Consider the following 13,614-nt stretch of genomic DNA (forward strand, 5'->3'; position numbering starts at 1 on the left):
GGTCTATTTCGTCGCGGGCTTCGCCCTATTCACATATTTTTCGCCATGCGTACTCATAGACCTTTGGTCTATTTCGTCGCGGGCTTCGCCCTATATGAATAAAAATATATTACGAACTGTAAGCAAGCTTACGTTCGTATATATTTTTATTCATGCATGGCTCATTGCCATCACGTAAGAAAGGCTTCCGTCCTGTAAAGGACGAAAGCCTGTAAATACTTCGTTATACCACCTTTGACAGCATACTTAGGAAAATCCAATCATATGTGTTCCCTGTAACGGAGGAATCCGTCAGTGCCTACGCTTTTGCTTCGGACTGCAACTCCAGAGTGATTTTCATTTATCAGCTACTTGTATTTGACTTCCACCATCATCAAACTCTCTGTAACGTTTACTAATAAACTACTGTCTCTATCAAAGCCTTTATCTATTATCATTTATTATTCTATGATAAAGATTCTAAGTTGTCAACTCAATTATGGAATATTATTGTACGCATCCAACGTTCCCTCTGTTAAGGTAAATGTCGGATTTTGTGGTATGTACAACTGACTATCCCATCCATAAGATAACGTGGTATCTCTATAATAAGGATTTGTTGTTTCAACTTTATTGAGAACATTATTGTACAAATACTTATGTCCGGTGAAATTTGTAGCCTTACTATTTTTATATAAATAATCTGCAATCTGTGCTACTGAAATACTTGCTGTCTTTGCACCATAAATAATTTCACCATCTTCTGTTACAACAAATGCTCTGACATGTAATGTAGATGCCAATGCCATACTTCCTACCATTCCTGTCATTGTTCTAACATAATAAGTATTATTCGTATCTTCTATATTCCAGTCACTGACAATACCTTCTTCTGTTGCAATAAATCCATAGGTTCTGTTGATACCATCATAGTAATTAGCACCGGTATACACTCCTGCCTCACTTAATGTGTCCGGATTTAAAATCGTATAGGACGGATTCAACACATCATTTTTCCTGTACCCATTATGGTTAGGGTCTAACGTATAAATGGTACCCATTTTCGCAACAGTATATTCTTTTCCATCACTTCCCGTAATCACACTTCCTACATTTAGTGTTTTACATACTGTTCTAAACCCAACCTCTGTATTATCCGGGTTATTTGTTTTAATCTGAAATCCTTCTACACCGACACTATTACTTGTGACCACTGTTGGTACATCTGTAACAACAATATTTTCTACCGTTTCTCCTGTGGTAAATTCGCCATTTAACACTGCCTTCACCGTTACAGTATATGTTCCCGGCTCAAGATTTCCCAACGAATATGATGTTTCTTTTATTTTTGTTGCTATCGGTGTCTCGCTTCCATTCAGATAAACATTATATGTCTGCTCATCCTCAGCGCCTTCACATGCCCATGATAAATCAATTGTCTTAATTCCGCTTTTTGCTGTAAGTGATGAAATCTCATTCGGTTTCAACATCTCAACAACTGCTTTAGAAATTTTTACTGATGCACTATTATTAATAAATCCTAATGTATAACATAACTTCATTTCAGTTGCCGTCGCTGTGAATTTCTTTGTTATTGTTGTTGTACTATCTTTTGAAACACCGATAATTTCATAACTATCTGAATATCCATTCTCAGCCGTAGCGTTTACGACTATATTATTTCCATCCACATCTGTATCAACCTTATATGTGTAAGTATATGTTTTTCCTACTTCTAACCCTGTTATGTTTTGATATACGTTATCTAACATAGCATTGGCATATGATGGAAGGTATACTACACACGCATTATCGGCACTTAAACCAATCATACTGTCAGAAGACTGATTTGCAAATTCGTATGACCATGTGTCATCTAATGTCTGCACACCATTAATATCTACCTGACTTAATGTTGTATCATACTTGACAACCGGCTTCGCTTTTACAATAACATTTCTTATAATCCCCTCTGTTTCATATTCACCATAAACTGCACTTACCCTGATTGTATGAGAACCCGGGGTAATTTGCTCAATCACATACGAATATGTATTTGCAGGTAATACTATCGGCTCATTTTCATCAACATACACCTTATAGGTCTGTCCTGATGTCTCGTTATTAACTGTCCATGACAATCCTATCTGCTCTGCGTTATCTACGTTATATTCCAAAGTTGCAAGCTCTGCGGGCTGTATATTTTCCACTCTCACTGAATCTGACATAACTGCATCAGAATTTTCTCCATCTACACTTGCTATAGCTCTAACGGTATAATCTCCTTTGGCTACATTTGTAAACTCACATTTTCCCAGTTCACCATCTACGGTTATCTCGGTTATCGTTTCTACAACCTGACCTTCTACATTCACCAATTCAATTGTATAATTCGTGTCTGCAACATAGTCCCACTGTACCTGAACCGTATTCGCCTTTTGACTCGCTACAGCAAGAGCTGTAACTGCAGTAGGCTTTCCGTAAACTTTCGTCTGCGGTGCATTTGCCTCCTCAGAAAATACCCCATTGTAATATGCCTTCACACGAACAATATGATTTCCTGCCGGAACATTTGTCAACATTGCGCTTGTGCCATCAGCAATAGCAAATTCCTTTGTATCATCATCCAAATAAATATAATACAATGTACCTTCTTTTGCTGTATCCGCTGCATTCCACGATACCTCTATTGTGTTTGTACCACCTTTAGCAGTTACATTTGAAACCTTGTCTACTGCTCCTGTTCCACTGCCATTATAAATGTACCAGGTTCCTTTTAATGTACTATTATTATAGAACTCTACTGTTGTCTGTTCCCCGGCACACAAACCTACGCATATCCACATTTGTGCGCCCTCGAATCTTACTGTATCACCAATTGCTTTATGGTCGTTCACTGAATAATCTGTTCCGTTCACAGACACTTTTGTAACTTCAGCAGAAGCAAAGTTAATCCAAAGAGCTGTTTGTGTCATCCATCCCTGTTCCACGGTAAACACATTATAATTATCATTCAGCCAATTTCCATCTTTGCTTACAAAATAGTCCTTCCCATCAGCAGTTAACTTAGTCCATGTATCAGCAGTGGACCAATCCACTGCTGATACCTTAGTACCTGTAATTGTCATGGAGCTTACAACCATGACAACCGCACATACAAATGCAATCACTTTTTTAAATTTTATATTCATGTTTCTAAACTCCTTTCTAATAATCCAAGTCGAGGTCTGGTATATCCGGAAAAGATTCATGCGCTGTAGTATCAAATTCTACTGTCTCACCATCACCCTCATTACCGGAAAAATCAACACCATTCATAATTCTTTTATCCACATCGAATCTGACCACTGCAAACTCAGGTGTTTCATAATTTATCACTCTATTCATTATTACAATTCCTCCTCTAATCTACATTCAATAACACCCAATTTAACGCTCATAAAAGTCCTTATCAATAGTGTTATCCCATCCATACTCAACGAGTTTGTGGAAGCCTTTGTAAAATACCCCAGTCTTAGAATTAGCAATCTTTGGAGTTTCATTATATATCCACTCTGCGATGCTTCCATATTCTGTTGATTTCACATTATTTAATGCGACAAGTAACTTCGCTTCGACTTCCTCACCTGTTCTACATTTAAATGTATCATGAGGATATGCATCCTGATAGTTCTTACCACAGATTGCATAATAATATAAATCTTTATATGTACTGTTTACAAGCTTATAGTTTTCTTCATTCTTACTCTTAACCTGCAATGCACTTAACATAGATTTACCGATTTCTTCATAATGATGAGATATATCAACAACATTCAAAATATTATTGTACAAGAAGTCATGTGCGTCTTTTGTACCCATTTTCTGTTCTTCGTATAAGTTGTCTGCAATCTCATACATATTCGTTGTATAGACATTATGTCCATACACAACTGTTCCATCATCTAACACGGCATATGCTCTAAATGAATAGTTTGTTTCTAAGGAATTGAACATATAATGCAAATATTTAAATGTTAATGCAAAGTATGTATTATACCGGCTATTAGACTCTGTCGTCGTATAACCATCTAAAATTCCTCTTTCTGTCATTTCACAATTAGACACAAAATCATTTTGCGCTACACCCTCTAATGTCATATTTGACTTCAATGTATTCTCATCCATCTCGTCAGCGAATGCATATATCGTTCCCATCTTCTTTACTTCGTAAAGTTTATTATGAATTGTCATAACATTACTTGTCTTAGATACAACTCTAAACGATGGACTATGTTCTGAAACTTCTCCCGGAGCATGATTTGTATTCATCTGGAAGCCTAATACTTCAACCTCTCCCGTGTTGACTGTAATCTCCACAGGAATGTATGTTACATCTTCACCACTCTCTACTTTCAGCAGATAATATGTCTTTGCATATTCTACTGTAAATGTCTCAGCACATTTAATTATAATCTGTCCCGGATATACTTTGTCATAAATCATTTTTTCTGTAAATTCTAACGCCTCAGCATTTTCAGCATAAAGCACACTCTCACTGGCGTTCGATACTGAAATCTTAGTATTTTCACCTGTAAAATACTTATTACTTCCCAGAATTGACATATAGTAACCGTTGTACCCAATAATGTCGTATGTATTTGTTCCTGTGTACTTATCTGTAGTGGATGGACAATCAAGGAATCTTACTGTACCCTCGAGTTCTGATTCTGTTCCCATCTTAACAGGAAGCTGATACTCACCACTAATCAGTCTCCAATCGCCTGTACCTGTTATCGTAGGTTCTTCCTCTGTCGGAACTACCTTGAAATAGAAATCCTTATATGTATTTCCATTGTCACCTGCAACTCTTACTGTATAGTAATATGTCTCCCCACTGATAAACTCTCCATAAGTGGAAAACATTTTGGCTGCGTTCATCAATGTCTGTCCATTATAATAACTGTCATAAACAGTCTTTGAATTAAATGTCGTACTGTTTCCATTTTGTACATAAATCTTAGTTGTTGTACCTGTAAAATACTTATCACTACCATTTAACGCTATATAATAATCGTTATAACCAATTACACTATTAATATCTACATCTGTATAATAGTAAATTTTGGCATTTACAGTATCCAGTGACCCCTCCTTCGATATCGGAAGAATATTTTGTCCACTGATAAGTACCCATTTATCATCTCTTGGGTAATCAGGGATATCTGTCGGTATTGTCTCCTCCGGTTCTGTTTCCGGCTCTTTTACTTCATAATTGATGACTTTCTCAATTGTCTGCTCACACCATTTTGCTACTACCTTCACTTCGTGTGTGACTCCTGTCTCACCATATCCCGAGAAGCTATATGCACCTGCTGTAACATTCTCTGCCTTTAATTCTCCATCAATATATAAATCATATACATATCCATTTGCTTCCTGGCTTGTTGTGTTTATCCATGATACAGAGAGTGAACTTCCTCTGTTTGTAACAGTCATACCATTTACATCTTCAATCATAGGAATATTTCCAACAATATTCATTGGTATCGAAATGTAATCTTCCGGATGATTTACTGTATCATAATACACTTTTAACATATAGTATTCGCTGTCTCTTTCTCCACCAAGCGAACTATGGATTGGAAGCTCATACATTAACTCAGGCATTTTTATAAGTATTGTGTTTGCTCCCTGAGTTCCAAAAAGACCGTCTTCCGGTGATAACTCAATAGTTCCCGGATTCGTTCCAATATGATTCAAAGTATCTTCTGCAATCTTCTCAACAAACTTTCCGTCTTTATCCACACTGGCATATGCTATTTCCATCTTCCAGTTGGCTCCACCCTCAAGGTTTAATTTCTTAGTACCATCTGTTGTAATTGCAAGATGATTACCATTGTAAATAGAAAGATTCGACAATCCAAGGTCAGAACCATCATAGTAAATTGTTCCGTCAATATTATGATATTTATCATGATATACTACCGGAACTTTATCAGGGTCTGAATCATCACTGGCTTTTGCCTTAATCCAGTTACCTAAATCTCCAGGGATTCTTAATCCTAATGTTAAGAAAGTGCCATCTTCATTGACTAACTTAACAATATAATACTTACCTGCTGCAAAGGAACGTGTGTGTAAAATATATCCATTTCCATCATAGTTCTGAAGTACACCGTCTACCTCGCTTCTCGGCTCACCGTAATTGATATCTGCATCCATATCGGCTGTATAATTTTCAGCTGTATGAGATGAAACCTGTGCAAAATACAGTTTTGTACTTACTTTTCCATCCGTAGATAAAACCATAGGTGATTTATTATTAATACCGAATGCAATATATTGTCCACCATATCCCTGTACTTTTGTCATAATATCAATGTAATTCAAATCAGCAATCGATGTATCAAGTACCTTATATTCTAATGGTTTTCTATCACTACCATTTGCAATAATAACAAATGGATTTCCTTCCTCGTCAAGATTGATTCCTTCTGCTGTAAACAATGTCCAATCCATCTTCTCCTGAACGAATGCAGGTTCTGTTACATTTACAGTAACTTTACCAATATTATTTTCTTCATTGCTCTCTTTAATATGTCCGTTCGGTCTTGCCTGCTCATAAGCCGGGTCATCAACCTTAACTTCAAGTTCATACTGTCCAATTGCCGTAGCTCTGACATCATTTACATTAATCTCTCTTGTCTGCCCTACTACAAGTCCTGCTGCTGTATGGTCACCCTGTTTTTCAGGCACATTTAACTGTCCCTGTAATGTGACAACAACCCATGCTCCATAATGTTCCATGTCATCAGCTTCTGCCGCCATAACTTGTGCAGTACCCACATTCTTAATTGTAGATGTTAATGAAAATGCCTCATTGACGTAAGTATTTCCATTTACTTTTACATCTGTAACAATCAAATCTGCAAGTGCAACTGTCTCAGCCATAGGAACATACTCTGTACTTCCTTCATACATAGCTTTAACAATTACTTTTGTTTCATTATCAATTGGTCTTGCAAATGTAAATGTTGTGTCTGTTCCGAGATTTTCCGTATATTCCTGTCCATTAGAAATATACTCAAGCTGATAAGACTGAACCGTCATGCCTTCGCCCGGTGCCCAAGCAGATACAACCTTATCTTCAACGTTTTCAAGTGTCATTGTTCCCTTTGGAACAGATGTAACATCCAACGTCTGTATATTATTTTCTTCATTACTTTCAGAAATTCTATCTATATCATCAATCTGTGCAATCAACGTTTTGGTTCCTGCTTCTGTAGCAGTATATCCAATCTTAAGTGTTGTGCTTTCATTTACAACAAGAGGATGATTATCTAAGGTAGCAAAAGCCACTCCCTGAACTGTTACTGCAATAATCTGCTGTGCCGCATCCTTGCTTGTAGCCTGAGCAGTACCAATATTTTTTACTACCGCTACAATATTAGCATTCTCACCCACATACGAAATGCTTTCTAAATAAAGCTCTTCAAAGACGAGGTCCGCCAACGCTGTTGCTTTTGCAATCTTATACCATGAACCGTCTGAATTTTGTGCATAAACATTAACTTCTGTATTATTATCAATCGGATTCTCAAAGATATGTGACGGTACAGCATCTCCCGTATCCACGGTCTTAGTCTCACCATTTGAAATATATTCTACTCTGTACTGTACGGCATTCTCCTCTGCTTCCCATGTACCAACGACATCTTTTCCATTGTTTGTCAATGTAAGTTCATTTAACACAGAATAGAATAACCATGTTCTTGCATATTCATTATTTGTTTCATCTTCATTCTTAATTACATTATCAGCATCTGCTATCGCTTTTATTTCATATGAATTATCACTGGTATCCTCGTGTGCCTTTACAACATAATCAATCGTAGCAGTATATTCAGCGCCTGCTGCAAGTCTGTTGTCAGTACAGATTGAGTAATCATAATATGTTCCATCCACATATAAGTGGAAGCAAAGATTTCCTGTTTCCGGAACAGCATCTGTATTACCGATGTTTTTCATAGTAACTGTGACAGGAACTGTATCTCCCACTCTATATTCACCTTTTGGAATACTGATGTCGGTAATAACCAAATCCGGTGAAGTTGTCTTTGTAATCGTAGCTGTAGCTTCCTTTGTAGAAGTAATGGTTGTACCATAAACACTCTCAACCTTAACCTTATGTTCACCTACAGCATATCCTTCCAATGTCACGTTATTTATATTTCCATCTACTGTCTGTACAAGTTTGTCATCTACATATACATTATATTTATAAGCATCTGTTAATCTCTGTGGAACATCAGAGGTCCATGCAACATATATATTTCCCTCATCTGTTTCTGTATTCATACCGGTGGCATTCAGAGATGTCAATCCGTATACTTTTACAATTTCTGCATCCGATAATGTAATAGACTTATCTTCTGAGTCACCAAAATCTAATAATCCAAGTCCAAACAATAAGTCATAAGTATCATTCTCTGCTGTAAAAGCAATCGAGTAATGAAGAACTGCATTACCATCCTTGTCTTCCTCGAATGTATATTCATTTTTGTCATATGTAACTCCGGAATACTGTCCATCCTCCTGAACTTCCTCCGGATAACAGGTGATAGCAATCTTCTGTCCTATCAGAACGGAAGGTCCATAAATATCAAATGATAAGTTTTGCAGCTCTCCATTCTTTGATGCTTCATCATAAATAGCTGCTTTAATGGTCCAAGCCTGGTCTCCCTTTGCATGTTCTCCCATGTCCACAAACTTAACATCTGCCTGTCCGTCCTTATTGTATGTGATTACAGCGCTAGAACCTTTATTGATATTAGGGTCATCAGCACTTTCACATAATGTGAAATTCCACACGCTGTCTACACCTGTATTATTCCAAATTTTTGTACCATTACCAAAGATGTAATTCACATACAATGTAAATTCATTCGTTCCCATAATTCTCTTGCTGTTCATCTCATCAAGGTTGTCTTTAACTTCATCACCCTGCATAATAGCAACGACTGCTGTTGTATGTGTTCCTACTGTTGTCGCCTGACCATTGCTGTTTGTATTATTTGCAAATGCAAATGCCGGAACAGATGCTCCGGTCGCATCTGCATTTTCTATTGTCTGATAAATCTTTCCGTCTGCATAAATAGCATAAGCTACTGCTCCGTCAACCTTTGTCCAGATAATCTGTTCATCTCTCCATTTTTCCCACTGATTATCCTTAAATGTAACCGTAGTATCTATAGCTTCCGGGTCTTTATAAGTAATGGTTGCCGTGGATGTAGCAACAATTTCCCCATTCAATAAAGTATTAATCTTAACATTATATGTACCAAAGTTCGATAATTTATAGGAGGCATTCGTTGTTCCCGCAACTATAGCCTCGTTTTCTCCTACCAATACCTGATAGGTACAACCTGCCAAACTGGCATCTTCTGACGGTATCCATGAAATTGTGGCATTACCATCTCTATCTACTGCGCTTGAAATACCTGACACATTATAGTTATTTACTTTTTGATGCTTTATATATGCTGTAAATCCAATACCATTGAAATCTACAAAATCTACTTTATAAACACCATATTCCACAATATCTGTTTTCTTAATTCCAACCCACGCACCATTGTCTATAGCCTTTTCGACGTTAACACCACAGACCTTAACAGACTGAAACGGTGCAGCAACATTCTGGCAGCCAAGATATAAATCCTCGGCTCTCGTGTTAAAAGTTGAAAAATAACTAACAAATTCACTAGGAACATAATAGAAGTATTTACCCTCTGCCCCTGGGAACTCTACCCATACAGCATTTTCCGGTTCTGTCACAGGCCTAATTTTCGTTGATTCGGAAGGTTCCTCTGTTGTTGTCTCTCCATTTGGATTTACAACCTTCATTGCAAAGGTAAAATCTTTCTGTTTATTTGTATTTGTTCCAAGTAATGTAACTGTAAAAATCTTTTCCGATACACCTTCATCTAATTTGAATAAATCCTGATTGATGAAGATACAATCTGTTTTACGAAATACATTAGAATCGTCAATTCCAAATTTTTGTCCGTTAATTACAACACCTGTCACACCGTAATCACATACCCATGAAAGCGTAGCCTTACCATCTATAACAGAATTACTGTAATCACCCCATGGTGCCACATCCGCTGCACCATTATATGTACCGGCATATGTACCCGATTGTCCTGTATTAGTCGAAATACTTCCTAATACAGCATCAGAAATATAATACTCTGTTCCATAAACCGATGTAAATCTATTTGTTCTATGGTCAAAATGTACCCAATCTTTAATAGCATCAACATCTATTGTCGGCTGTTCAAATATAATTTCTTTTTCCGGGTCCGGTCCATAAATTCCCAACTCATAAATAGAATACCCATAATTTGACGTTCTTGCAGTACCATTAATTTTTACATATTTAGCCTCGACAGCATCTTTTAATGTAATTTTATCAAGTCTGGCTCCCTCTGCTATATCCTTAATTGTGGCAACTGTAGTATAATTTACGCCATCTTTAGAAACTTCTACCGTGAAATCTTTTGCACTGGCTGTTTCCCAACTAATCTGTAATTCTTTTACATGATAAACATTTCCCAAATTAACAATAATATCTTGTGGGTCTATACCATGTACCGACCCCCATTTTGTATTTGAGTCATTATCAATTGCCTTGTCAGCGCCATTATTATCATTTTCAACTGTCGATGCACTGGCTGATACGCCCTGATATCTTACATAGTTATTTAACTCACCTGATTTGTCCGGCAATGTTCCGTCTGCCGTTCCTATTACATGTGTAAATGTTTTCTCGATTGTCGTAGTTTCTTCTGTCTCACTAACCCACTCAGAAGAAAGGAATGTCTCTCTATCACGAATCCATTGTTTTAAATAACTGATTGCATTATCATAAGAAGTCCATCCCGGACCTGCTGCATAGCTATAGCTATCTCCTAAATCTTTCTGTACAGCGCTCCATCCGGCTCCGCCTTCATCTGTGGATGTATAGTTTCTATGAATGGACCCCTGTATTTCATTTATAACTGTATCTATTTTTCCACCTTCGGCATATAAAGCTTTAAACTCAGGAAGAAGTTCTTTATATCTGTTTACAACCTTCGACTTAAATGTCTTATTTGTCATAAGCTTTTCAAACCACTTCATTTCTGTTGCCTTATAATCCTGTGGACTTCTGTCTTTTTCTGAATATTCATTTCCACCATTTGCCTGAGTCCACAAATTACCACTGGAAAGGTCATAATCCCACATTGGTCCTGCGTATAACACATTATCTTTTATATAAAATCTTGTGGAACTAAAATTAATATCCTGATTTTTAAAGAATTCACTTACAATATAAAAATTAACAAAAGAATCGACATTGATAAACGAAGATATTCTATCAAAATCATTTGCTTCAAGCGCTTCTTCAAAATCATTCAATACTTTCAATGTGTTTGCCAACTTGGCAGCATTTGTTTCCAACCATTGCTGATTCTTTTCCGGATTACTTGTTCCATCGCCCTCCGGTGCATTTACAGCAAAAAATTCATTATAAAGAGTAGTCCTGGCCGTCAAATGTGCATCTGTTGCCACATCTCTTCCATTATTATCTAACTCTAATAAAATATCATTGCTCGCCGGGTTATCTGCATCAATATCAATTCTTGATGCACCCGTCTCAACAGATTCCATTAAAAGATAATTTCCCATATATCTTCCATTGAGATACAAGTCAATAAATCTGCTCTTACTGTTATATTGGATTCCCATAGTCTCTGTTCCGAAATCCATAGCAATTTTATTTCTAATTAATGATTTATCAAAGGCATTTGCAAGGAGACTCCATTTCTTTGCAGAGCCTAATCCAAATACATCTTTTGCCTTTGAAAATGATATATTAAATGCTTTCTTCTCTGCTCCCGCTGTGGAATTACCACGCACTTTAATCGTTGTCTTCGCAGCATCATCATAAATATCACTTGTATTCCCTGTTTGGTCTATCACTGTTATTGCTGCTGTCACCTTATCCTTTGTCATGCCTGTCAAAGGATTTATTGCTGTATCGTCTGTCTGAACATAAATCTGTGCAATATCATCTGCATTTCCTTTTGCAGTCGTCTTGTTGATTGTAACAGCTGACGATTTTGACGTTTCTGTCCCATCACCCAGTACAGCGGTAATCGCCAACGTATGCTCTCCCTCGCTAATCCCTGAGAGTTCATCATAATCAATATAATCTCCACTGCCACCTAATGTAATGTCGGTTGCATTACCATCCACATACACTTTATATGTTGTGGCACCGTCTACATTATCAAATTTTACAATATATTTTCCTGTAGCAGATACATAATTATTTACATATACATTAATAGGTTTCAAAGGAACATCAATATATAATATATATGTAGATATTGTTCCTTTTTCATCTAGCTGCTGTGTAATTTTAATTGTGTTAAGACCTGCTGCCAAATCACTATATTTGATAGCAGCGCCCATAGCAGAATTTCCTGTGTTATCCACCAATACCGTTCCATTCAACTCTAATTTGATACTCTTTCCGGCAGCACCAAAAATACACCATAACTGGTCATCCTGTTTTTGAATATCACCATTATGGGTGTTGAAATCGTTTGCCAACACATCGCCCTCTACTGCATATTTTGTTCCTTCACCAATTTTCGCTGTGAGGATATCATCTGTTTTCCAGACCAATTCCGTTGTATCTGTCTCTTGCGGGTCTGTTTTCTCTTCAGATGAAATTTCTTCCCCTGAAGGATTACCTTTTTTCAGAATTATTGTTACTGACCCTGTTGCTCCTGTAACTACTAATTCATGATACGCATTATCTGATAACGCTGTAACATAAAAGGTTGTCATTCCTCCCGTAAACTCAAAAACCTCATCATCTGCGAGGCTCTTCGCTACTCCGTCTATCGTTACAGTTGTATTGTCCGTATTATTATCCGAACTATATGCCAGTTTCATATAATTTCCACCATAAAACTCCGGCACATTCGAACCAATCGTATTATTTGTCACCGAATACGCATACGTTCCATTCATACCTGTAACTTCAGTGAAGCCCAGATTACTATAGTCCTCTGCCTTAACTGTTTTCGGCGTATAGTTTATACTCGTAAAAACCATTGCCACCGCCAGTAAGACCGACACTATTTTCCTAATAGTTCCTTTCATTCCATCCTCCTTTTCATTCAAATGCTTCATTTGCCTATTCTCCTTTTATTAACCAATAACAAGCATTTGATTATAATATTAGTGTAAATATTGTTTGCTTTCCTGTTTATAAACTAAAATAAAAACACCAAAACAAAATATCATACACTAATATTAGTATATTTTTATTAGATACGTCAAGATAGGTTACCGTTAACATTTGGGGTAAAAACATTTTTATTTTTTATATATTTTCTAATTGTAATACTATCATTTTTTCATTGCTTTCCTCCCCCATTTTCCCTCTGAAATCCTGTAAACTGCCTATATTTCTATATTTTTATTAAACACCTTGTAATGGCAAAAGCTACTATTTTACTATATAAAACATTTTTATTCGAAATATTTCTCAATAAATAAAAAAGGGAAGCTCCTGTTAAACAGAAACTT

Annotated in this window: 3 protein-coding genes and 1 other annotated feature; all 3 genes read right to left on the bottom strand. The window is 36.6% G+C overall.

What is annotated here, in order from left to right; translation table 11 throughout:
* Positions 1-194 precede the first annotated feature (194 nt).
* Positions 195-427, bottom strand: a binding site (T-box leader).
* A gap of 49 nt (positions 428-476) precedes the next feature.
* From Q5O86_RS04340 to Q5O86_RS04350, 3 genes are read right to left on the bottom strand one after another with little or no spacing between them, the layout of a single operon-like run.
* Complete coding sequence (locus Q5O86_RS04340) at positions 477-3,170, bottom strand: hypothetical protein (RefSeq protein ID WP_302625926.1); 2,694 nt, start codon at positions 3,168-3,170, stop codon at positions 477-479.
* A 16-nt stretch (positions 3,171-3,186) separates the two neighbouring features.
* The gene (locus Q5O86_RS04345) at positions 3,187-3,366 is read right to left on the bottom strand and encodes a hypothetical protein (RefSeq protein ID WP_302625927.1); all 180 of its coding nucleotides are present in this window, start codon (positions 3,364-3,366) and stop codon (positions 3,187-3,189) included.
* A gap of 42 nt (positions 3,367-3,408) precedes the next feature.
* A complete protein-coding gene (locus Q5O86_RS04350; RefSeq protein WP_302625928.1) occupies positions 3,409-13,215 on the bottom strand; it encodes a CotH kinase family protein in 9,807 nt (3,268 codons plus the stop codon).
* Positions 13,216-13,614 lie beyond the last annotated feature (399 nt).

It is taken from the genome of uncultured Eubacterium sp., assembly GCF_937958975.1.
Classification (GTDB): Bacteria; Bacillota; Clostridia; order Lachnospirales; family Lachnospiraceae; genus Eubacterium_G.

What these genes read in the sequence shown, in the direction of transcription:
- Q5O86_RS04350 (WP_302625928.1), bottom strand. Translation starts at nt 13,215, where the DNA reads ATGAAGCATTTGAATGAAAAGGAGGATGGAATGAAAGGAACTATTAGG.
- Q5O86_RS04340 (WP_302625926.1), bottom strand. Translation starts at nt 3,170, where the DNA reads ATGAATATAAAATTTAAAAAAGTGATTGCATTTGTATGTGCGGTTGTC.
- Q5O86_RS04345 (WP_302625927.1), bottom strand. Translation starts at nt 3,366, where the DNA reads ATGAATAGAGTGATAAATTATGAAACACCTGAGTTTGCAGTGGTCAGA.